Origin of the sequence: Pedobacter sp. GSP4, from assembly GCF_051857575.1 — a bacterium.
Taxonomy (GTDB): Bacteria; Bacteroidota; Bacteroidia; order Sphingobacteriales; family Sphingobacteriaceae; genus Pedobacter.
The window spans coordinates 1-23064 of sequence record NZ_JBPZIR010000009.1; the positions used below are offsets into that span (position 1 = coordinate 1).

The 23064-nt window shown below is 38.1% G+C and carries 19 protein-coding genes; 9 read left to right on the forward strand and 10 right to left on the reverse strand.

From position 1 onward, the window contains the following. Positions 1-93 precede the first annotated feature (93 nt). Positions 94-1383, reverse strand: coding sequence for a BT4734/BF3469 family protein (locus ACS5PU_RS19675; RefSeq protein WP_439460871.1), 1290 nt, complete (start codon positions 1381-1383; stop codon positions 94-96). 796 nt (positions 1384-2179) lie between these two features. Here ACS5PU_RS19675 and ACS5PU_RS19680 point away from each other — a divergent pair. Both ACS5PU_RS19680 and ACS5PU_RS19685 read left to right on the forward strand, forming a co-directional pair. Beyond that, the gene (locus tag ACS5PU_RS19680; RefSeq protein ID WP_439460872.1) at positions 2180-2566 is read left to right on the forward strand and encodes a hypothetical protein; all 387 of its coding nucleotides are present in this window, start codon (positions 2180-2182) and stop codon (positions 2564-2566) included. 4 nt (positions 2567-2570) lie between these two features. Next, positions 2571-3107 carry a hypothetical protein gene (locus ACS5PU_RS19685; RefSeq protein ID WP_439460873.1) on the forward strand — a complete coding sequence of 179 codons (537 nt, stop codon included), beginning with the start codon at positions 2571-2573 and terminating at the stop codon, positions 3105-3107. Positions 3108-3223: 116 nt separating this feature from the next. On the opposite strand, the gene ACS5PU_RS19690 is transcribed toward ACS5PU_RS19685, so the two are convergent. Together ACS5PU_RS19690 and ACS5PU_RS19695 are read right to left on the reverse strand one after the other, a co-directional pair. Beyond that, the gene (locus ACS5PU_RS19690; RefSeq protein ID WP_439460874.1) at positions 3224-4447 is read right to left on the reverse strand and encodes a tyrosine-type recombinase/integrase; all 1224 of its coding nucleotides are present in this window, start codon (positions 4445-4447) and stop codon (positions 3224-3226) included. 311 nt (positions 4448-4758) lie between these two features. Beyond that, entirely contained in the window at positions 4759-6768 is a 2010-nt protein-coding gene (locus tag ACS5PU_RS19695; protein ID WP_439460875.1) for a thioredoxin domain-containing protein, read from the reverse strand. Positions 6769-7030: 262 nt separating this feature from the next. Here ACS5PU_RS19695 and ACS5PU_RS19700 point away from each other — a divergent pair, with 262 nt between their 5' ends. Then, positions 7031-8128 carry a mandelate racemase/muconate lactonizing enzyme family protein gene (locus ACS5PU_RS19700; protein WP_439460876.1) on the forward strand — a complete coding sequence of 366 codons (1098 nt, stop codon included), beginning with the start codon at positions 7031-7033 and terminating at the stop codon, positions 8126-8128. Positions 8129-8394: 266 nt separating this feature from the next. Here ACS5PU_RS19700 and ACS5PU_RS19705 read toward each other — a convergent pair whose 3' ends face one another. Together ACS5PU_RS19705 and ACS5PU_RS19710 are read right to left on the reverse strand one after the other, a co-directional pair. After that, a complete protein-coding gene (locus ACS5PU_RS19705; protein WP_439460877.1) occupies positions 8395-9291 on the reverse strand; it encodes a glycoside hydrolase family 25 protein in 897 nt (298 codons plus the stop codon). A gap of 79 nt (positions 9292-9370) precedes the next feature. Then, entirely contained in the window at positions 9371-10345 is a 975-nt protein-coding gene (locus ACS5PU_RS19710; protein WP_439460878.1) for a phytanoyl-CoA dioxygenase family protein, read from the reverse strand. 153 nt (positions 10346-10498) lie between these two features. On the opposite strand from ACS5PU_RS19710, the gene ACS5PU_RS19715 reads away from it, so the two are divergent. After that, positions 10499-11746 carry an MFS transporter gene (locus ACS5PU_RS19715; RefSeq protein WP_439460879.1) on the forward strand — a complete coding sequence of 416 codons (1248 nt, stop codon included), beginning with the start codon at positions 10499-10501 and terminating at the stop codon, positions 11744-11746. A 20-nt stretch (positions 11747-11766) separates the two neighbouring features. On the opposite strand, the gene ACS5PU_RS19720 is transcribed toward ACS5PU_RS19715, so the two are convergent. Together ACS5PU_RS19720 and ACS5PU_RS19725 are read right to left on the reverse strand one after the other, a co-directional pair. After that, entirely contained in the window at positions 11767-12747 is a 981-nt protein-coding gene (locus ACS5PU_RS19720; protein WP_439460880.1) for a glycoside hydrolase family 43 protein, read from the reverse strand. Between the two features lie 409 nt (positions 12748-13156). Further along, positions 13157-14527 (reverse strand): dipeptidase, encoded by a 1371-nt coding sequence (locus ACS5PU_RS19725; protein WP_439460881.1) that lies wholly within the window; start codon positions 14525-14527, stop codon positions 13157-13159. A 302-nt stretch (positions 14528-14829) separates the two neighbouring features. Here ACS5PU_RS19725 and ACS5PU_RS19730 point away from each other — a divergent pair, with 302 nt between their 5' ends. From ACS5PU_RS19730 to ACS5PU_RS19740, 3 genes are read left to right on the forward strand one after another with little or no spacing between them, the layout of a single operon-like run. Continuing rightward, complete coding sequence (locus ACS5PU_RS19730) at positions 14830-15804, forward strand: GDSL-type esterase/lipase family protein (RefSeq protein WP_439460882.1); 975 nt, start codon at positions 14830-14832, stop codon at positions 15802-15804. Positions 15805-15857: 53 nt separating this feature from the next. Next, positions 15858-16406 carry a PH domain-containing protein gene (locus ACS5PU_RS19735; protein WP_439460883.1) on the forward strand — a complete coding sequence of 183 codons (549 nt, stop codon included), beginning with the start codon at positions 15858-15860 and terminating at the stop codon, positions 16404-16406. Continuing rightward, the gene (locus ACS5PU_RS19740) at positions 16403-17908 is read left to right on the forward strand and encodes a PH domain-containing protein (RefSeq protein ID WP_439460884.1); all 1506 of its coding nucleotides are present in this window, start codon (positions 16403-16405) and stop codon (positions 17906-17908) included. The genes ACS5PU_RS19735 and ACS5PU_RS19740 overlap by 4 nt, the downstream gene beginning before the upstream one ends. 121 nt (positions 17909-18029) lie before the next feature. Here the strand turns inward: ACS5PU_RS19740 and ACS5PU_RS19745 are convergent, their stop codons facing one another. Continuing rightward, a complete protein-coding gene (locus tag ACS5PU_RS19745; protein WP_439460885.1) occupies positions 18030-18914 on the reverse strand; it encodes an NmrA family NAD(P)-binding protein in 885 nt (294 codons plus the stop codon). An 81-nt stretch (positions 18915-18995) separates the two neighbouring features. On the opposite strand from ACS5PU_RS19745, the gene ACS5PU_RS19750 reads away from it, so the two are divergent. Continuing rightward, complete coding sequence (locus ACS5PU_RS19750) at positions 18996-19349, forward strand: winged helix-turn-helix transcriptional regulator (RefSeq protein WP_439460886.1); 354 nt, start codon at positions 18996-18998, stop codon at positions 19347-19349. A 150-nt stretch (positions 19350-19499) separates the two neighbouring features. On the opposite strand, the gene ACS5PU_RS19755 is transcribed toward ACS5PU_RS19750, so the two are convergent. Then, on the reverse strand, positions 19500-19823 hold the full coding sequence (locus ACS5PU_RS19755; RefSeq protein WP_439460887.1) for a DUF493 family protein: 324 nt from the start codon (positions 19821-19823) through the stop codon (positions 19500-19502). Positions 19824-20153: 330 nt separating this feature from the next. Here ACS5PU_RS19755 and ACS5PU_RS19760 point away from each other — a divergent pair, with 330 nt between their 5' ends. After that, entirely contained in the window at positions 20154-22457 is a 2304-nt protein-coding gene (locus ACS5PU_RS19760) for an ATP-dependent helicase (RefSeq protein WP_439460888.1), read from the forward strand. A 154-nt stretch (positions 22458-22611) separates the two neighbouring features. Here ACS5PU_RS19760 and ACS5PU_RS19765 read toward each other — a convergent pair whose 3' ends face one another. Then, positions 22612-23031 (reverse strand): hypothetical protein, encoded by a 420-nt coding sequence (locus tag ACS5PU_RS19765; RefSeq protein WP_439460889.1) that lies wholly within the window; start codon positions 23029-23031, stop codon positions 22612-22614. Between the last annotated feature and the right edge of the window lie 33 nt (positions 23032-23064).

A 23064-nucleotide genomic window follows, 5' to 3' on the forward strand; every position in this document is an offset into this window, starting at 1 on the left:
TGAGATTCCGTAAACTTGATTCTTTTCATATTACCAATTAAAATTAATAGTTTTTTCTAATAGCCTCGCTGCGCTCGGTCTAGAATTATACTTTTAACTGGTCTGAATTTTGGGAAGTGCACAAAATTCTTGGTTAATTCCATTCACAAATTCTTTAAATAAATGGTAATATTTTGCAACAGTTTTTTTGTTTATGTTGCTGTTAATAGCAATTTTTTCAATTGAGATTTTACCAAATTTCTCAAAATCCCAATCTTCTATTATATCATTTATCCTATCACAACTTTCTCTGGCAAATTTTTGTCTTAGTAAATGACTGGTTGTATTTAACTTATCTTCTACATTTAAAGAAGAATTAGGATTAAATAAAATTCTTCTGGTGGTAAAGTGCGGATAGAGTCTATTCTCATTCTTTTGAGCCAATACGCTCTTTAAAGTTGCAACCAGATATTCTGTTGATAATGGTGTAGCACAAACTCTTTTATTGATATTTTCCAAAATATTAACAGCGTGATAATATTCAATATTAGGGTTTAACCATATTAAGTTACTTAAATAAGATAATATGGTTCTTTTTCTTTTGTCACCAATTTTTTTTGTAGGCAAATAACAGTTGACAAAATGAAAACCTTCTTTCCAATTTTCTATGTATTCGCCATCGGCAAATGAAAAGTCACTAATGTTATTATACCTTATGCCTTTTTCAATTTCGTATCCAACACCCCCTATATGTTCTTCTTTTTTTGATTCTTTAAGGGGTGTTGGGTACGTTTTTTCAATGGAAGTAGAATTATAAATAAATGAATCATCATTAATATAAATATCGGGGTCAAAGCTTAATACATTGAATTGTGTTTTCTTTTTACCACCTTTGTCAGCATATTTTTCTATATGTAAATCGGTAAGAATCGATTGATAACTAGACTTGAAATTATCTTGGCTTACACCATCAACCCTAACTAAGAGTGAATAGCCAATACCGCCAATTGAATGGTAATAAGAATAAATTTTATTTAAATCTAATTGATTGATATTAAAATCTTCTAAATTCTTGTCCAAATCGATAAAAATTAAACCAGTAGATTTAATAATGTTTTTGTCTGATTTGTAATTTTCAAAAAGGAAATTATAAGTTACGCATGGTAAAATTCCCTTTAACGTATTTTTATCTGTTACCCCATCTCTGGCAGATGTGATTAGTTCAGAATATTTTGAATATTTAATTTGATTTAACCAATCAGTGATGGCTATTTTAGATTGTACTGTGGGCTTACTTATGCAGGCATAAGTGTTAATAGTTGTTTGCAATGTAATCTCATTTTCTCGTATTGTGTTAGTTCTAAGTTGGTTAACGAGAAGGCAGGGGTAATTAATCCCTGCCATTAATGAAACTTGTTAAATACAACTTAGACGATATGTCGAATGGTTGCCCATCCTATTATAAATAGCGTCATCTTAATAACTTTTATTAGTTCTTTTTGAAATAATTTATCGTACTTATAAAGATAAATCACAATATTTTTTTTTCAAGTGTATCTTTACATAATGGCAGAAATAATTTTAACAGACAAAGAATATAGAGTTTTTACAAAGAGGTAATTGCACCAACTTTTCTAAATATGGAACTTATTGTTGAAAACCTAAAAAAACCGTTCAAAATCAGATTGCTTTGCACTAGCACAACCTAAAAGACCAACATTTAATTACAAATATTTCCTAGTAAAAATTAGCCTCTATGTTTGAATTCCTCAGAGATACTTCCAAAATTAGTTTAAGTAATATCGGCTTAACGGTTATAGTGTTTACCTTTAGTGGGTTGATATTATTCACTTTTTTGAAAGTCATCAACTATTGCCAAAAGGATTTCCAGAAGAAAAGACTTCAATATCCGATAGTAATCAGACTTATCAATGGTTATGTTTTTGGTCTGGTAGTGGCACTAATTATAGCTTATGGACTTAGTTATTTCGGTCATCCCATTAACCGTCTAAATAGATTTATAGCCATAACGATTGTGGTTTGTATTTTATTAAAAATGAACTATTGGCGAATTAAATTAGGTTTAGATAAATAATTTATCTTGATTTTTTCAAATCTGGCATATCAAAGAAATGCACTTATTATATGAGTTCGTGAAGGATATTTAACCCTTTTTATTATTTTCAACTATCTTTGATGTATGAAAAAATTAATGTTATCTCTCCTAATTTGCCTTTGTTTTCAATGTGTAGTCAAAGCACAATCTTCTAAGTCGGAAGAGCAACTTAGGCAAGAAATTCTCTTGCAGGCGAAAAAAACACAAGAATACAAAGATGTTTACTTGCAAATTCGAACCCTTGAAAACAATATCAATTTAGCCAAAAAAGGTACAATCAATAAAACCCAACTACTAAATCATTATAACAATAATTTAGGTCGTTCTATGGGCAGAGCAAAAGACTTCAATAGGTTGAGCAAATTAGTCACCAATAAAAGCAAATCTTTTCTACAGATGCGACTATATCAAATTGCTGCCAAAATAGCTTTAGAAGAAGCAGCGGAGAAGGACAACAGCATAAACAGATAAAGAAATGACCGAATCAATAATTCTAGCTGCTGATGTCAACTGGGTAGAATCCCTAACTGCGATTACTACTGTAATTGGTACTATTTTTTTAATTTGGACATTCAGTGAGCAACGAAAAATAACAGCAATTGAGCAAATAAATTTCCGAATCAAACACTTACCAACATTTGAGTGTACTAAAGTTATGGGCAGTGGCAATGAACCAGACCTTCGGAATCTGTCATTCACGTTAGTAATTCACTCCAATCCCATACAAAAATTAAGAATTAGATATTTTGAAAATCCTTCGATAGAATTCGAAAATGATAAATTTGATGACCAGCTTGTACAAAATGTTGGTGAAGAAATAACTTTTTATGGTCACTACCTTTATTCAATGCAGGAAAGCATTGGTTTTGATGAACTAAAAGGTGGCTTTTCATTAAATTTCGTAGATAGTTACAATAATTTATACACCCAAGATTTTATAATCAAACCTACAAAAGTAATTATCCAAAGTCCAGTTTTTAAAAGACAGTTGGAATCAGTTACAGAAATTTAGCAGAATATTTCTTATCTACTGATGGTATAGACTTTGCCATTGGTGCAATTTCAATAATGCCTTTAAGTAGGTTTCAATTCAACCACTATTATGATATTCTTGTCCATACTTATACATTAGGAAATTTGGCTTAATTGTTCAACTGTAATTGCGGAGCTGACCGAATCGCTTCGGTCGTAAATTTGTGTGGTCGTTACTTTGGCGTGTCCTGCCCTCTTTTGTACATCGTATAAGCTATTAACTGTAACTGCCTTAGATATAGATGTATGCTTAAAATCGTAGACCAGGACATTTCTGAATTGTGGGAATTCCTCTTTAAATGGTATTTCAATTCTCTCCCGAAACATACTTTGTGAATATGGTCTGCCAGATTTGGTTTGGTTAAATTGACCGATTATGTAATCAGCGCCATTGATTGCCTTACCTGCCTGTGCTGTATTGTTTAATATTTTTTCAATCAACTGTTTGGACTTCTCCGAAATGATGATGGTTCGTTTTTTCTTTCCTTTACTATCATAAACACCAATAGCATTTTTTCCCAAATCCAAATCTTGGACTTGAATATTACGCACCTGTATAGGTCGCAACGTGTTTTCCGCTACCAATCTGGTTACTAAGTGCAGTCGTAAATATCTATCATCTTTCGACACTGTTTCGAAGAAATCAATAAAAGTATCATTATTAATCTGATGGTATTTCGGCTCTTGCCTGCTAATGTCTAACCGTTTCAATTTCATTGCGTGGTTATGAATTGGTAATTCATTTATTTCGTAAAGCCATATATAAAATCCTTTTACATAAACCATCTGTAAGTTGATAGTGGAATTCCCAAGACCTAAACCACTAAGATAACTACGATATCCAACCCATAAATTGGCGTTTAAGTCATTCAGCGTGGCTTTAGGGCAATGACTTTCAACAAAACCTGTTACTTTCTTATTTCTCTCTGTATAGTTGTAAATATCTTTTATCTCACCCATCTGGTGGCGTAGCTGATGGTAATTAAAAAAAGCTTTAAATGCTGCAAGGACATGAGTGTTAAGCGTTAGCCTTTCAATAGTAGACTTTGGCTTTTCAGAATCAATCTGACCTACGAGCAAAGTGAGTTTATCTTTGAAAGCAACCCTTAGTTTTTCAATTTTGGCATTCTTTGCAGCACTTTCCCCTATAATACAATCAGTATAAATTCTTTTGACTCCTTCTTTGTGCTTGGTCTGCTTGCCATTGGCGAAGTATTCAATGAAATATTGTGGGTATTTATCTTGGTTGCTATCAGTTGGCGTAACCAATAAAAATCGAGTACCATTTTCAATTGCCAGTTCAATTCGACTATACTTCATTTAAGAGATTTTTTTGTAATTCAGAAAACTAATAACATTTCAAATGTAGTACTATTTTTAAAAGTAGTACCAAATTGTAGTACTAAAAATTAAAATTAGTTCTTGTCATATCCTATTAAATCACCAGTTTTCAAAAATTTAAGTCCAAAAAAAAGACCTATCTGCTAGGTCTTTACAATCATTGAAAATTAATTACAATAATCTATAAATCAGCTTTTTCTACAAAAACTTGTTGTCCTTCTTCGTTAGTAGTATGCAATTCGTAAGTTAACGCTACTACAGAGTTTGGTGAAATATTCATTTAAATTATTTTATTGTAAATACTCTAATGCGTCCTCAACAGTGTTAACCGGCAACTGGCATACTTTATTTCGGCAAATATAAACTTTTGTTTCATTGCTTTGCTTACCTTTTAACAGCGGCAGGTTACTTTTTGTTCCGCCCAATGTAATTTTGTTCGGAATATAATGTCCGCTTAATTCTATTTTAACAGCTTCGGCTTCTAATCCGGTAATGGCAATCTCGTTTATACCATAAACTTCATTTAACAGCTGGATGGCCCAATTGGAATAAGCAGAACCATAAGTTTTAATTTTTGGATGAACGGCAGCCAGCATTGCTGATGCTTTTTCGGTGTAGGCTTCAATATCAAAAAGTAACCCCAGTTTCTTTAAATTTTGTGCCATGGTAGAGTTTGATGCCGGAATTACATTATCCATTACTTCGTGTTTACGGGCAATTAAATCTTCACCCTCGGCAGAGGTATAGAAAAACATGGGCGAATCGGTGTCTGTAAAATTCGCAGTGACATAATCGGCCAGCTTTTTGGCTTCTTCCAACCAGTTTTCGTCAAAATCGTACTCGTACAATGCAATTAATGCTTCGATAAAGAAAGCATAATCATCCAAAAACCCTATTATAGATGCCTTTCCATTCTTATAATTTCGGTATAAACCACCATTTTCGGACTTCAGGTTGTTTAAGATGAACTTGGCGGCATTGGCTGCCTTTTCGTAATATAAACTGTGGCTTAAAACCTGTGCAGTATCCGCTAAGGCTTTAATCATCATGCCATTCCAGGCCGTTAAACATTTATCATCCAATCCCGGCCTTACCCGGTTGCTCCTCACTGCCAGTAATTTTGCTTTGGCTGATTTTACTGTATCAAAAAGTGTTTCTGCCTCAATACCAAATTGATTTAAAAGATCATCATCACTAATGGTTTTACGCAAGATATTGGTTTGCTCCTCTTCCCAGTTGCCTTCTTCGGTAATGTTATAGTAAGCACCGATTAATTGTGCATCTTCTCCTAAAACCTGGTCGAATTCGTGCTTATCCCACACGTAAAATTTACCTTCTACCCCTTCGCTATCTGCATCCAGTGCAGCATAAAATAGGCCATCGGCAGAAGTCATTTCATTGAAGACCCAATTAATGGTTTCGACTGCAGTTTGCTTAAAGGAATCGAACTTGGTACACTGGTAAGTTTCTATGTACAAACTGATGAGCTGGGCATTATCGTAAAGCATTTTTTCGAAATGGGGCACATGCCATTTATCATCAACTGAGTAACGGGCAAAACCACCGCCAATCTGATCGTAAATACCACCCCTGCTCATTTCTTCGAGGGTATGACAAACCGCCGTAAAAACGGATTCATCGTCTTTTAAAAAGCCATAACGCAATAAAAACACCCAGTTATTGGGCAAAGGAAACTTGGGCGCACGGTTATAGCCGCCGTAGCCGATATCAAAATGGCGTTTCCAAGGATCGATAATTTCCGTAAGGTGTGCATTGGTATAGGCTTCTGTTTGGGGAGCTGTAATTATCTTCTCGCTATCTTTAATCCCCGAAGTTAAACGTTCGGCATATTGAATGGCCTTATCGGGTTCGTTTGCCCAAAGGCCTGCCACGTTTTCCAAAATATTGATCCAGTCGTTTTTCCTGAAATATGTTCCGCCATAAATGGGGCGCTGATCGGGCAGGCAGATACAGTTTAACGGCCAGCCCCCGCTTCCTGTCATCAACTGAATGGCATACATATAAATCTGATCGATATCCGGCCTTTCTTCCCGGTCTACCTTAATACAGATAAAATGCCTGTTCATTACTTCGGCAACTTCGTGGTTTTCGAAACTTTCGCGCTCCATTACGTGGCACCAATGGCAGGCCGAATAGCCTATACTCACCAGTATCAGCTTATTTTCAGCTTTGGCTTTTTCTAACGCTTCCTGCCCCCACTCATACCAGTTAACGGGGTTATGGGCGTGTTGCAATAAGTATGGCGAAGAAGCATGGATAAGGTTATTGGTTTCAGACATGGTGGGTGATGTAAAATGTACGCGGGAAAATGGAATTTAAAAACGCCGTAAATCTATTAATAATCTACAAACCTGTTTCTATTTAGTTTTTGTTTTTATACTTTAGTTGAGAAATGGATCTGATGAATGGAATTGACGAAAAATGAGTTGTTTAACCGAAAATATGATGCAATGTACCAAGAATTGAGTTGGACACATTATCATCTTTTATCCCGATTTAAAAGTCCTAAACCTTCAGTACGCTACCTTCAACCTTAAAAACATGAAAATCACCCATACCGAAATATACCGTTTTAGCATACCAATGGAACCTTTTGTTATTGCTACCGGAACCATGCATTTTGCACAGAATGTACTGATCAGGATTTATACCGATACAGGTATACACGGTATTGGCGAATGTTCTGCATTCCCGATGATTGTAGGCGAAACCCAGGAAACCTGTATTGCCATGGCCAAAGATTTCGCAGCGATTTTAAAGGGAAAAGATCCTTTGGAAATTCCAGAGCGGATGAACGATTTATTGGGTTATGCGGACCATAACAATACCATTAAAAGTGCTTTTGACATGGCATTATTCGATATTGCTGCTAAAAATGCCAAATTACCCTTATATAAGTTTCTTGGTGGACAAAAACGCAGCATTGAAACCGACATGACCATTGGTATTGATACGCCCGAAGGAATGGCTGTAACCGCACTGAAGTATAAAAGCCAAAGCTGCAGGATCCTCAAAATTAAACTGGGCAAAAAAGTACATGATGATATTGAGCGTGTAAAGCACATCCGCGAAGCAGTTGGCGATGAAATGACCATTCGTTTAGATGCCAATCAAGGCTGGAGTTTTGATGATGCCTTATTCGCTTTGGGCGAACTGGAAAAATACAATATCGAGTTTTGTGAGCAGCCCATGAGAACCTGGTACGATGATAAACTGCCAGAACTGAACGTAAATTCGCCAATTAAGTTAATGGCTGATGAAAGCTGTTATAACCATCACGATGCGCGTAAGTTGATCAATAGTCAATCTACAACCTACCTGAACATTAAATTTTCAAAGTCGGGAGGCATTTTAGAAGCTCAAAAAATACATGAAGAAGCGCTTCAAACAGGTGTTAAGTGCATGATTGGCAGTATGCTCGAAACGAGAATTGCCTTAAGTGCCAATCTACATTTCGCCTATGCGAGTCCGAATGTAGAGTTTTTTGACCTGGATACAGCCTTATTAGGACATTTGGTTGATCCTGTGGTTGGTGGCTTAACCTATAATGGCTACTTTCTTGATGTTCCTGAAGAAATTGGCATTGGTGCCGAAGCTGATGAGTTTTTCCTGGAAAAATGCGAAAGTTGGACTGTATAGTTTATTGGTTTATTGGTCATTGGTTTATTGGTACTTTTCAAACGCCATAAAGTTCATTGGTTCAGTAGTCATTGGTTCGTTGGTTCCTTTCTAATGCCATATAAAGTTCATTGGTTCAGTAGTCATTGGTTTATTGGTTCCTTTCCAACGCCATATAAAGTTCATTGGTTCAGTAGTCATTGGTTCCTTTCTAATACTTAAAGAAACGGAAAGGTTATAAACGATTTGACAAATGAACTAATGACTAATGAACTAGTGAACCAAGATTAATGAACCAATAGCCTATCAAGCGCCAAACTATCGCCATTAAACGCATTAAAATCCACCACATGGCCAATTCCGTTAATTTTAGCCTTATCAGAGTGCTGCCAAAATTTCCATCGGCTTTTATCGAGTCTTAACTTTGGCTGGTAATAGTGGGCAATCCACAAAGGGTAATCGTTAAAATGATCTACCAAATAATCTTCGTAAAATTTAAGGCCGGTATACACAATGGGCCTAACTTTGGTTTTCATTTCTACATAATTCAAAAAATCGGCTAGTTCGGCCCGCATTTTTAGTGGAGAAACGCCATCTAACGATTCGATATCAACAACTGGTGGCAAATCGCCTTTCTCGATGTTTACAACCTGTAGAAAAAACTTAGCTTGGGTTTTACCATCTTTCTTTGGTCGGAAAAAATGGTATGCGCCACAAATTATACCCACTTTTGGGGCTTCGCGCCAGTTGCGCTGAAAATATGGATCGACCAACAGCACACCTTCGGTAGCTTTGATAAAGGCAAAACTGATATTTACCTCATCTTCTTTCATTTCTTTTACCTTTTGCCAGTTTATTTTGCCCTGGTAGTAAGAAACATCAATGCCGTGAACGGTATATTTTTTAGGGATTTTGATGTTAAAACTTTCGTAAGTTCTGTAATTAGGATCCTGGCCCCAATCTTTAACCCAGCGCCAGGTAGCCACAAAACCTTTTAAAACATAACCGTAATAAAATGGTGAAAGCAAAATCAACAACAAACCTGCAATAACCAATTTAAGCTGGATGGATATGCCGCCTTTCTTTTTTTTACCCGTAGCAGGTTTTTTGGTTACGGGCTTTCTTGCACTTGGCTTTCGGGTAACTGGAGCTTTACTGGGCGGAATTCTTTTTTCTGGCGGCATATTGTTCTGATGCAGCAAAGTTGGTGAAAATGTAGGGAAATAAAAATTAACCGGGCCTGTACTTTTTTAATACCGAATTCTATTTTGCATGTAGTTTATTAAAGCTTAGGTATTGTACAAACCTTGGCACATCTGAATTATTTGGCGTAGCAGCGTGCGGAATGGATTGAAGCCATAAAATTAAATCGCCTTGTTTGCCAGCAATGGGAATGGCCAGATTCTGTGCTTTAAGTTGCTGAATGAGTACTTCTGGACTTTTATCCTCAAGCGCTCTGTCAATTAGTTTATGATAGCCTGGTATTAAACTAAAGGCACCCCGGTTTGCAGGCACATCATTCAGATAAACCAGCGATTGAATGTAATACTTAGGACCAATACTAAAGTCGATATCCCAGTGCAGCGGACTTCCTTTAAAGCTAAAATTATTTCGTTGTGGCGGGTTAAAACTCACCTTTTCGCAGTTGGGCAATAAAGTATCTAAACCGTACAAGCTTGCAAAAACCGATTTCAGCTCCTTATCATTCCTGATATCATCCAACGCTTGGTGCTGGTAAAGTTGTAGCATTAGGCCCTGCAAAAGCTGATTTTCCTGGTACCAACTTTCTGGTTTCGCCATATCTATGCCAAGTGCTCTGGTAATCAGTTCAACTACAGCATTACACCGTTCCTCATCAATTAACCTGTCGATTTTTAAATAGCCGTTTTCTTCCCAAAATTGATGCTGTTCTTCAGTTAAAACACTAACAAATGGCGTATCTGCAATATTTTCTGCTTCACCATCATACCATTGATTAAACCTGACACAGGCCTCCCGAAAGCAACTCTCCCCTTTTAAGCCGATAATCCAGTTCTTAAAATGTTCATCATCTGTACATTCACTGTACAAAAAGTTATAGGTTTCGAACAGCCCGATCTGAAAAAAATTAAGAAATATTTTCTCCTGATGATGAAATTGCCTGCTTACATCTTTATTGGGATTTTGTGGATGATGATATTTCCTGACTATACTTAAAAATGAACATTCAATTGGTAGTTGAGCGTGATGAGTGAGCATAATGTTAATTTAATAACAGCAATGCTAATAAAAATTAATTAAATCTTTACCGCCAGGCCGTAAAAACCATATGTAAATAAAGTGCCTAAATTATCAAAAATTTGAAGGTTATCTTTTTACATTTCCTACTTTTGTTACTCTCCACATTCACCCATGTTAACTACAATTTACCAAACCTATAAAACCTCTTTCAGCGGACTTAGCCGAGAAACCTGGCTTTTGAGCATCGTAATGATGTTTAACAGGTGCGGAAGCATGGCCGTTCCATTTATGGGTTTGTACGTTACGCAGAGTTTGCACCGGTCGGAAATGGATGCCGGCCTCATCATCACTTTATTTGGTGCAGGTTCAATTCTTGGTTCGGCAACTGGTGGTAAATTAACGGATATGATCGGCTTTAGGCCCGTACAGGTCCTTTCTTCTATTATCGGTGGACTACTTTTTATCCTTTTCTCTACTATAACACACTTTTCTACCCTGTGTATTTTGGCGGTGGTGATCAGTTTTTTTTCAGAAGCATTCCGCCCTGCCAACTTTACTGCAGTTGCCCATTATGCCAAAGAGGGTACCATAACCAGATCTTATTCGTTAAACCGCTTAGCCGTAAATATTGGCTGGTCGGTTGGCATTAGCTTAGCTGGTATTATTGCTTCAATTAATTACAAACTCCTTTTTATTGTAGAAGGTGGTGTAAGTATAATTGTTGGCCTGTTGATTTTGTCTTTTTTACCTCAGGTGAAAGGTTTTATGCAAAAGGCCAGAGAAAATGCCAGTAATATGGTGATCATGAAACCTTGGGAAGACGCCTTCTATGTTAAATTTATCCTGCTTACAACCGTTTTTATTACCTGTGCCTTTTTAATGTTCAGGGTTGTTCCGGTATTTTTTAAAGAACAATGGCATATCGACGAATTTGCAATCGGCATTATAATAGGCATTAACGGCGCTGTAATTGCACTTTTTGAAATGGTGATGATCAACAAGATCGAAGCAAAAAGATCGCCCATGTTCTTTATCATCATTGGTGCAGTTCTATTTTCTGTTTCTTATATCATTTTAAGTGCACCGATTAGTTTTCATATTGTTGCGGCCATATTTACTATTGTGGTTTTTACCTGCGGAGAAATGCTTACCCTACCTTTTATCAACACCATTGTGATTAGCAGGAGTAATGCGCATAATAGAGGTTTGTATGCAGCAGGTTATACTTTGAGCTGGTCGTGCGCACAGCTGGCAGGTCCGTATTTTGGGTTTTTAGTTGCCAAAAACCTTGGTTATAACTGGCTATGGTTAGGATTGGCGGCTATGCTTTTATTGTGCACCTGGGGCTTTAATGCACTGAATAAAAAGCGTGTAAAAACCGCCTTGGAAGAAAGTGAAGTTCAGCTGGAAATTAAATAGAACTTCCAGCTGAAGCATAATTATTTTACTTTTTGGGCTTTAACGCCTTCTTTGGTAATTTTTACGGGAAGGATATTTCCATCACCATCAAATTTCATTTCATCAATACAGGTTTCGCGGTGGTTACCGTCAGTTTCGGTTAGTGGCCTGCGGTGGTAAACAATATAATATTTATTCTTTTTCTCATTGATGATTAAAGAGTGGTGCCCTGCTCCTCTTGCAATTGATGCATCTTGCTGTAAAATTTTACCTACCCTTTTAAATGGACCAAATGGCGAATCGCTTACCGCATAGGCTACCGAATAATCGGGGCCAGTCCAGCCGCCTTCGCTCCACATAAAATAATATTTACCATTTCTGATAAACATATAAGGTCCTTCTACATAATTATCAGGCGTAATTTCTTTAAAGGTAGTTCCATCAGCAAAAGGCTCAAAACCGGTAAAATCTTTGTTTAATTTGGCAATATTACAGTGTTTCCAACCGCCATAAATCAGGTAGTACTGTCCGTCTTTATCCTTAAACACAAATTGATCAATCGGTTGGGCGCCATTGTAAAATTTATCGACCAAAGGCTTACCCAAATGGTCTTTGTACGGACCTTCTGGTTTATCGGCCACTGCTACACCAATGCCCCCAATTTCATTGTCGCTCTGGATATCGTTGGCACCAAAAAATAGGTAGTATTTTTTATCTTTTTGAACAATTGCAGGTGCCCACATGGCTTTATTGGCCCATTTTATAGCGGCAGTATCTAAAATATGTGGGTGTTTTTTCCAGTTTACCAGATTATCAGACGAGAAGGCATCTAAAAATACCTGCTCCTTATAACGTGCAGAGTAAGTTGGGTAAACCCAATATTTATTGTTAAAAATAGCCGCATCCGGATCGGCATACCAGCCTGGGAAAATCGGATTCCCGGATTGGTTAATCGTTTTAGTATTCTGGGCAAAAGAAGCAAGACCAGATAAAAGTAAAAGAGATGAGAATAAATATTTCATGGTACCAATTTAGAAAAAAATATGTGCTTTAAAAATTAGTGATCATGTTTAACCGCAAAGTATGCAAAGAAAGAGCGCAGAGTGCGCTAAGATTGGACAAGTTTGACCACAGACGACACCGAGAATGCACAAAGCACACCGAGTTGAGGCAGGCGAAACCTAGAAAGTTGACAACTGTTTTCTAATATAATATATTTAAGGTTTTATAGCGCATGCAGGAACAGACCGCTGTTCATAAACCCGACAAAGCGGTTAGCCCGCAGTGAAGCGCAGCGAAACGAGGACTATGAGCGATGGCGGGACGAAAGTACCTATGAAACACGGAACCGTACTTTTTCAAAAAAAATCCCTGTCTAAAAAAATTAAACAGGGATAGGTCTTCGACTTCGCTCAGACTGACAAATAATAGTTATTTGCTCAATTCTGCAAAGTATTTATGGAATAAAGGCAAAGTCTCAATGCCTTTATAATAATTGTAGATATCGTATTTTTCGTTTGGCGAATGCAGGGCATCGCTATCTAAACCAAAGCCAAAAAGTACCGATTTAATACCCAGTACATCTTCAAATAGAGCTACAATCGGAATACTGCCACCGCCGCGTGTAGGAATGGCTTTTTTACCAAAACTATCTTCGATTGCTTTTTCTGCTGCCTGGTAGGCCACACTATCGGTTGGTGTTACTACAGGTTCGCCACCGTGGTGAGGGGTAACTTTTACCTTAACATTTTTAGGGGCAATGCTTTCGAAATGTTTGGTAAAAATTTCGGCAATTTCTTCTGAGCTTTGGTTTGGTACCAAACGCATCGAAATTTTAGCGTTAGCTTTGCTTGGTAAAACGGTTTTGGCACCTTCGCCAATGTAGCCGCTCCAAATTCCGTTTACCTCTAAGGTTGGGCGGGTACCGGTACGCTCTAAGGTAGAATAGCCTTTTTCGCCCCATACCTCCTCAATATCGAGGTCTTTTTTATATTCTTCCTCATCGTATGGTGCGGAATTTAATGCTTTTTTCTCCTCATCAGATAATTCTACCACCTTATCGTAAAACGCAGGAATGGTAATGTGGTTATTTTCATCGTGCAGGGAAGCAATCATTTTGCAGAGTATAGTTGCCGGATTAGCCACAGCACCTCCATAAACGCCAGAATGTAAATCGCGGTTTGGTCCAACCACCTCTACTTCCATGTATGCCAAACCACGTAAACCGGTTTCGATAGATGGATGTTCCATGCTGATCATTGAAGTATCGGAAATTAAAACTACATCTGCTTTTAAACGTTCGGCATTGTCTTTTACAAAAATACCAAGGTTAGCAGAACCTACCTCCTCTTCACCTTCAATCATAAATTTAACATTACAGGCCAAGGTGTTGGTTTCCATCATCAGCTCGAAAGCCTTAACATGCATGTAAAATTGTCCTTTATCATCGCAGGCGCCACGGGCATAAATTTTGCCGTCGCGTATGGTAGGTTCAAAAGGTGGGGTATGCCAAAGCTCTAATGGATCGGCCGGCTGTACATCGTAATGGCCATATATTAAAACGGTTGGTAAAGAAGCATCTATAATTTTTTCACCATAAACAATAGGATATCCTGCTGTTGGGCATATTTCTACCTCATCGGCTCCAGCATCCTTTAGTTTCTGTGCTACGTAATCGGCTGTTTTTAAAACATCACCTTTATATTTAGGATCAGCACTAACCGATGGGAAACGCAATAATTCAAACAGTTCATCTAAAAAACGTTGTTTGTGCGTTTCTACATAATTTTTAATCTCTTGCATAACAAAATGAATTTGGGCAAATATAGGCTTTACCAAATAAAGGAGCACAAATGCAGCCAGAAATTAAGTTATAAAAAGGGTAAAACTATATTTTATGCGGTTCAATTAATTGGCTGGATTGAAATTTTAAACGTCGAAGTGTTGCTCATTTTTTTATAATGGGCCGAAGCACGTCTCTTTGCTGATACAAAAATGGTTTAAAGTTTGTAAAAAAGATTTTTACAATATCATTTATATTTACTTTTTTGTAAATTGCGCAGTATATAGATATCCTTAAACACTGGCAGAAAGAATGTTATCAAATGAAATGTAGTGCAATAGTATTTTTATCTCTGCTGCTACTACTTTGTGCCCGGAATACTTCTTTCGCTCAAACTCCAGCACCAGTACGTGTAAGTTGCCCAGAAGCTGCCCAATATTATTCGAAAGATAGCATCAACATTGTAACCTTTGGCGCTAGTACGGTTGAAGGTGTAAATGGTGTGGGTTTTCAGACCATGCTGCAGAACAACTTTTTAAACTGTTACACCAATAAGGTTGTAGATATTACCAATCATGGTATTGGGGGCCAAACCACTTTTCAGGGACTGCTCCGTATCGATAACGCCATTAGCAACCGAACCGGTTTTATTGTAATCGATATGGGCATTAACGATGCCGTAGCCATTGCCACCGGTAAAGGAAGTGTTGCCGAAACTGTAGCCAATATGCGTTCGATAATCAATACCAGTATCAGACAAAAACTGGTACCCATTTTATGTACTTTACAGTTTGTAGACGACCGCACCAATAAATCGCTTGTTGCCGTAAATACCAACATCAGGAACATTAATGCCGCTTACCGCAAGTTGGCAACAGAGTATAAAATATACCTTGCAGATGTGAATGCATCGATGCGGAGGGATTTTACGCTTTATCAAGATGCTTTTCACCCCAATGCCCGCGGATATAGGCTGGTGAGCTATGTGATTTTTGATACCATCAACAAAGCGATATTCGATAAATTCTTAAAATTTACGGTTACCCAAAACTATCCAAACCCGGCCACGGTACAGACTTTTATTGACGTGGTGTTGCCAGAATCAGATAAAATCAACATTCAAATTTTCGATTTGATGGGCAGGTTGGTTAAAACTGTTGTAAACGAATATTTAAACACCGGTAAACACACGCTTGAAATTAATACCTCTACCTTTGTTCCAGGCATCTATTTTTTCAAGGTTTCTTCCGATTCGGGCCAGTATAATACCGCCAAAAAGTTTATCGTGGCCCGGTAACAAAACATTTATTTAGCAGTCAGATAGTTTTTAATTGTTTTATATCTTTAACAATGCCTACTGAAGCCTTTACCAACGAAGTTATCGATCTTGATGCGCTTCCGAAATATGAAGAAATTGCATTAAAGCAGCCCCATCCCGATTACTGGAAAATTATCTGTATCAACCTGTTCATCGTGCTAGGCCTGCTGGGCATTGCTGCTGCCCTAATCCTGATTTTTGTTGAGGAAATGAAAAACCAGACTGTTCTCGTTATTCCGATCTATTTAGCATTATCCGTTATTCTTTTTATCCTGTTCAGGGCAAGTTTTAAGAAAAGAGGCTATGCCATACGTACGCACGATGTGATATATAAAAGTGGCATTATTGCCGAGTCGACGACCATTGTTCCTTTAAACCGGATTCAGCACATCGAATTAAACGAAGGCATTTTTTCCAGGATGTACCAATTGGGTTCGCTGCAGCTATTTACCGCTGGTGGGCAAACGGGCCATATCCGCATTTCGGGCATCGCCATTGATGAAGCCAAAAGCATTAGGGATTTACTGTTGAACAAACTCGACCTGCTCGAAAACCCAGGCGCTGAAAACGACGCAGAATGAACAACGATTTCAGTAAACCGCAGCGCGAATCGGCCGTAGGCATTATTTTGATGGCCTTGCACACTATTTTTAAAATTGTTAAAGGAACTTTTTTTGTATTTGTTTTGGCGTTTGTAAAAATGCCAACCACTTCTTTTATCTATCTTTTACTGGGCATCGGCGTTATTGTATTAATCAGTTTCTTTTTTGCCTATTTATGGTATTTAAAGTTTACCTTCTTTTTAGATAAAGACAAACAAGAGTTCGTTGTAAATAAGGGCATATTTAACCGTGACCAGGTTATTATCCAGTTGGATAAAATTCAACAGGTTAACATCAACCAATCTATTTTACAGAAAATTATAGGTATTTACGGTTTAAAAATAGATACGGCAGGCGCACATGGCGAAGAAGTAAGCATTAAAGCCATTGACGAAACTTCGGCCTATAACCTAAAAGAGCATCTGTTAAGCCGAAAAAATACTACGGTAGAGGCATCGGAAAATAAAGAGGTGAAGAAATTAAATGATGAAGCTCCTTTTTTGAAAATCAGCTCATGGACCTTGCTAAAGGTTGGGTTAACTTCTAATTATGGTCAAAGTTTTGCACTCTTGGCTGCTTTTTTTTACACCGTTATTTATGAGGGCAGGCAGTTGCTCAACGCCTTTAAAATTGATGAGGATAAAATCCAAAGCACGGTAACGGGCATGTTAACCATTGTTACAGCCTTTATTTTAATTGCAGTCCTCTTAATTGTACTCTTGATTATTAACCTGATCAGGACCTTTTACAAGTATTTCGAATTACAAATCAGTAAACATCAGCACTCACTGCTCCTATCATCAGGCTTAATAGCCAAGAAAAACACATTGGTTAGTCCTGAAAAGGTACAGATTACCAAATACAGCCAGAATTATTTCCAGAAAAAGCTGGACATGCTGAACATGAGTTTAAAACAGGCACATTTTGGCGAGAGCAAAAAAGGGCACGAAATGCAGGGTAATACCATGGAAATTCCGGGCTGTAATCTTGCTGAAAGAGATGAACTTTTAAAAATCATTTTAGGGAAATTGCCACAGCAGAACAGCACATTTATACCCGACTGGCGCTTTTTAAACCTGCCAATTTTCTTTAAACTGGTTTGTCCAGTTATTATTTTCTTAATTATTGCCTTAAATGTCCAAGAAGTTAAGCCGTTTATGGGCCTTGCCGCTGTTTATTTTCTGTTAGGTGTAATAATGATTTATGTGAGCTATAAAAAACACCACATAACGGTAAGCGAAGATTTTATTGTTAAACAAAGCGGGATTTGGGATATTTCGCACGAAATTATAACCCCCAATAAAATACAGGCCATAACCACCTTTCAATATCCTTGGCACAGGGGAGTTGATGTAGGCCACCTTAATCTGCACACCGCCGCCGGACAGATCCGCTTTAAATACGGAAACTACACAGAAATAAAACTGCTGGTAAATTACTGGCTTTACCAGGTTGAACGCCAAAATGAAAGCTGGATGTGAAAACGAGGCTGTTATAAAACGAAGAATTGTCACGTTGAGCTTCCCGATGAATCGGGAAGCTCAACGTGACAAAATTGGATGGATTTTCAACTTATTTATGCTACAGCCCCTTTAACTTCGACTAATTAGTATAAGCTGCAGCAAACTCAGCAGCAAAATCCTGCAGGGTAACATTGCCTAAAACCGGTCTGTTTTTGTAGTAATCCACAAAAAGCTTGTTACTTCTGATGGCATCTCCCATTTCTACATAATTTTTGGCAATTTCTTCGGGCAAGCCCGCTCCTACCATGCCATTAAAAGCATCTTCGTCGCTAAATTCAATCCATGGCAACTCCGGTTTACCAATGGCAGCGCCCAGTGCTTTAGCCACATCAGCTGCTGTACTTTCGTCGTCGCTGGCTACATACAGTACACTTTTACCTGTAAAAGAACTTTCTAAGGTAGCAGCCGCCACTTCAGCAATGTTGCGCGGGTGTACTAAAACAAGCTTTGCATCAGCGCCGAAATTAGAACCCAAAATATTGGCATGTTTAACCATATCAACGTTGGCCAAGAAATTAATATAGAAATAGCCCGCGCGCAAATGTTTTACAGCTACGCCATCCAATGTGGCAAAAATATTTTCTACGTCGTGCAGCCCTGCTATCGGACCAGTCCCATCTGGCAAATCGGCACCTACACTGCTTAAATTCACTACTTTTTTAACGCCTGCTTCTTTTATGGCAACAGCATAGTTTTCGCCAATGCTTTTAATATATGCCCTGAATTTAGGGGCTGCAAAATTAGGTGGAACCATAGTATATATAGTATCGGCACCGGTAAAAGCATCGGTTAAGAAGGCCGTATCGCTTACACTGCCAATTAAAGGTGTTGCACCCAAGGCTTCAATTTCTGCTGCTTTACCTGCATTGCTGCTAATAATTTTTACATCGTGACCTTTATTGATCAAAATTTGAGCAAGTGGTTTGGTAATATTTCCCAATGATCCTGTTAATGTTATTTTCATGATTTTTTCTTTTTAATTATTGAATACAAAGTTATATTTGCACTTACTTTTATACAAGTACTTACCCCAAAGTATGTAAGCATGACGGCAGTTAAAGAGAGTTCGACCCGAAATTTTAATAAAGGTGTAGCGCTAACCAGTTGCCCCGTTACTTTTGTAATGGAGAAAATTGGCGGTTATTGGAAACCAATTATCCTCTTCCATTTAATGAGCGGACCGAAACGCTACAGCGAATTAAAAAGGGCAATACCGCAGATTACAGAGAAGATGCTTATACAGCATTTAAAGCAATTGCAGAACGACGATATTGTGATCAGGGATGCACAGGCCGTTGTACCTCCTGTAGTTACCTATAGCCTTAGCCCATCGGGTGAAGATCTTTTTCAGGTACTGGATTCGATGGTAGATTGGGCCATTAAAAACGGTTCGGTTTAACGCTGAATGTGGGTTTTAACAACCCTTAATAGTGGCACGGGTTAATTACCTAAACCTTGGCAAAGCAGGTCTGCTTAGAATATTTAAGTCTGCAAGCAAAGCCTGCAGACCATACTGTAATTTTGCTGAATAATTTTCTCTTGGATGAAACTAGAGAATCATAATTCCTTTAATGTTTCCGGCTTGCTTATAAATAGCTATTACCTCATCAGCATTTTGCACTTGCTTTTTCACTGTAATTGAAACATATTTCCCTGTTTTAGAAGCTTGTTCTAAAAACTCATCATTAGGTAAAATAGCACGTAAGTCCTCTATTTTATTTAAGCCACCAGTAATGATAAATTTAAAATTGTAAACACCTGGAAATTTTTCAACACTTTCCAATTTCTCTTTTAAATTCACATAAATATCTTTACTATTCCCATCTGGGATATCCGTAAGCTCAATTTCCTTATTTATTTTTTTCTCTTCCATTTCCAGATCATATCAAATTCTATACCCAAACCATCAGGATGTAATTCTGACAGCATGTTGCATTTACTTAAGACAAAATCCCGCCATTTTGGTTGAATGCTGAGGGGCCTAAACCACCAATATGAGCACAAGCCCATTTAAAATAAACCTTGGTGAAGCGGATACCGGCCGGGAGCGAAAGGCCTGCAGGCGTATGAGCGCAGCAAAGGAACACAGCTGCCCATGAAATACAGGTTTTGCTTTTCAAAAAAAATTGACTGCTATTTCTCCACAAATTCATTAAAAAGCTAGGGATTTCTTATTTTTGAACCTCAAAAAACAGGAGCCGAATTGGATTATTTAGAAGGATTAAACCCGCAGCAAAGAGCAGCAGTAGAGAATACAAAAGGACCGGTAATGATTGTTGCAGGTGCCGGATCTGGTAAAACCCGTGTAATTACATACCGTGTTGCCCATCTTATTCAAACAGGAACCGATCCGTTTAATATTTTAGTATTAACCTTTACCAACAAAGCCAGTAAAGATATGCGTGAGCGTATTGGAAAGGTTGTTGGTGCAGAGGCCAAAAATATCTGGATGGGTACTTTCCACTCTGTTTTTGCCAAGATTTTACGTGTTGAGGCCGAAAAAATCGGTTATCCAAGCAATTTCACCATTTACGATACCGACGACAGCAAGAGCGTACTCCGCGCCATTTTAAAAGAACTGCAGCTCGACGATAAATTGTATGCTGCCAATTTTGTTTTCAGCCGCATTTCATCAGCTAAAAATAACCTTATCTCTTGGGGCGAATACCAGGCCAACGATCAGATACAGGCCGAAGATATCCAGAATAAACGCCCTTTAATTGGCCAGATTTACGAAACTTACGCCAAACGCTGTTTCAGGGCCGGTGCCATGGATTTTGATGATCTACTTTTCAAAACCAATATTTTATTAAAAGAGCATCCGGATGTTTTAAATAAGTACCAACAGAAATTTAGGTACCTGATGGTGGATGAGTACCAGGATACCAACTTTTCGCAGTATACCATTGTGAAAAAACTGGCTGCTGCTTATCAAAATATATGTGTGGTGGGTGATGATGCACAGAGTATTTACGCATTCCGTGGAGCAAATATCCAGAACATTTTAAATTTCGAACGCGATTATCCGGATTTAAAGGTTTATAAATTGGAGCAGAATTACCGCTCTACCCAAAATATTGTGGATGCTGCCAGCAGTATTATCGCCAACAACAAGAATCAGCTCGAAAAAAATGTGTTCTCGGATAACGAACCTGGCGAACGCATTAAAGTTTCGCGTGCCTTTACCGATAATGAAGAAGGCAAATTAGTGGCCGAAGCCATTATTCAAGATCGCAGCACAAAAGGGCTTCAACACAGCGATTTTGCCATTTTATACCGTACCAACGCCCAAAGCAGGGCCATGGAGGAAGGTTTAAGAAAACTGAATATTCCATATAAAATTTTCGGCGGTCAATCTTTTTATCAACGTAAAGAGATTAAAGATTTAATCGCCTACTTCCGCTTAACTTTTAATCCAAAAGATGAAGAGGCTATAAAGCGCGTAATCAACTACCCAAAACGTGGTATTGGCGATACCTCTATTGATAAGATTATCGTGGCAGCAGACCAGAATGGCAAAACCATGTGGGATGTAATTTCAAATGCACACGAATATGTTGATGGGCGTTTGGCCAATCAACTGAACGATTTTGCCATGATGGTGCAGAGTTTTCAGGCTGAAGCGAAAAAGCTAAACGCCTACGATTCGGCCCTATTTATTGCACAGCATGCCGGTATTTTAAAAGAATTATATACCGATGACAGCGTTGAAGGACGTAGCCGCTACGAAAATATCCAGGAGTTGCTTAACGGTATTAAAGAATTTGCAGACCGTGAAGATATTGAAGAAAAGGGACTTGATATTTTTATGCAGGATGTGGCCCTTTTAACCAACGATGATAAGGATGGCGATAAGAACAAAGACAGTGTTTCTTTAATGACGATCCACTCGGCCAAAGGTTTGGAGTTTAAAAACGTATTTATTGTGGGTTTGGAAGAAAACCTCTTTCCATCGCAGATGTCGTTAACCAACCGTACTGACCTGGAAGAAGAGCGCCGTTTATTTTATGTAGCCATTACCCGTGCGGAGGTAAAACTTACACTTACCTACGCCACATCACGCTACCGTTGGGGAACGTTAACCAACTGCGAGCCAAGCCGTTTTATCAACGAAATTAATCCGAGGTTTTTAGAACTGGATGTTAAACCTGCAAAATCTAATTCGCTAGAAGGCAATTTTGATGATGAGCGCAAAACATGGACTTCGCAACCGCGCGATTTCTTTAGCAAACCGAAACCAGCTGGTGCTGCAACCACTTCTGCCCCACCAGTTCGGCCAAAAACTACATCATTATTGGCGAAAGCACACGTGCCGACACCGGGATTTACCCCATCACAACCGCACGAATTTCAGGGCGGCATGGAAGTAGAGCACGAAAAATTCGGTTTCGGGAAAATTATCAGCTTGGAAGGAACCTTGCCTGATGTGAAGGCCACCGTATTTTTTCAGGGCCTTGGCAACAAACAGTTGCTGCTTAAGTTTGCTAAATTAATGATTGTAAAGTAGTTTTTTAATATTGTCATCCTGAGCCTGTCCAAGAACCTCCATCTCCACTTTTGGGGGCGTTTCGACAGGCTCAACGTGACAAAAAGTTTAGATGCGCATTTTGCTATCAATGTAAGGATGGGATTGTTAAGAGAATAATTTAAGCTTATTCCACCTACCACCCAGATCTATCTTCCAAGAATTCGCCGTTTTTGAGCTGCACCAACTGCCCGTTTATTAAAGATTTAGCCTGGATATTCCATTCATCTGAAATCTCCGTAACTTCTACCAGGCTGCCAAAAGGGAAAAATTCTCCTTTGTTATCAACGGTAATTTTCACCTTTTCTCCTACTTTGGCTTCTTTAAAGAATAACTGGTTTCCAACAATGCTTAACCCGTTAATTTTTTCCAGATCAGAAACAAGGTATTTCCGGTAAGGCGATTGCGGATTTTGTGAAACCAGCACGAAAGTTTGGCTTTCCATTTCGTATTGAACCTGCATTTTATAAAAAAATTTTCCCCTGATTTTATCTCCCAGGTATATTTTTTCCCCTTGTGCGGTACGATAGCCTGTGTAAAAAGATGCGATATCCATAAATTGACCAATAATCCGATTTTTGATTCTAAA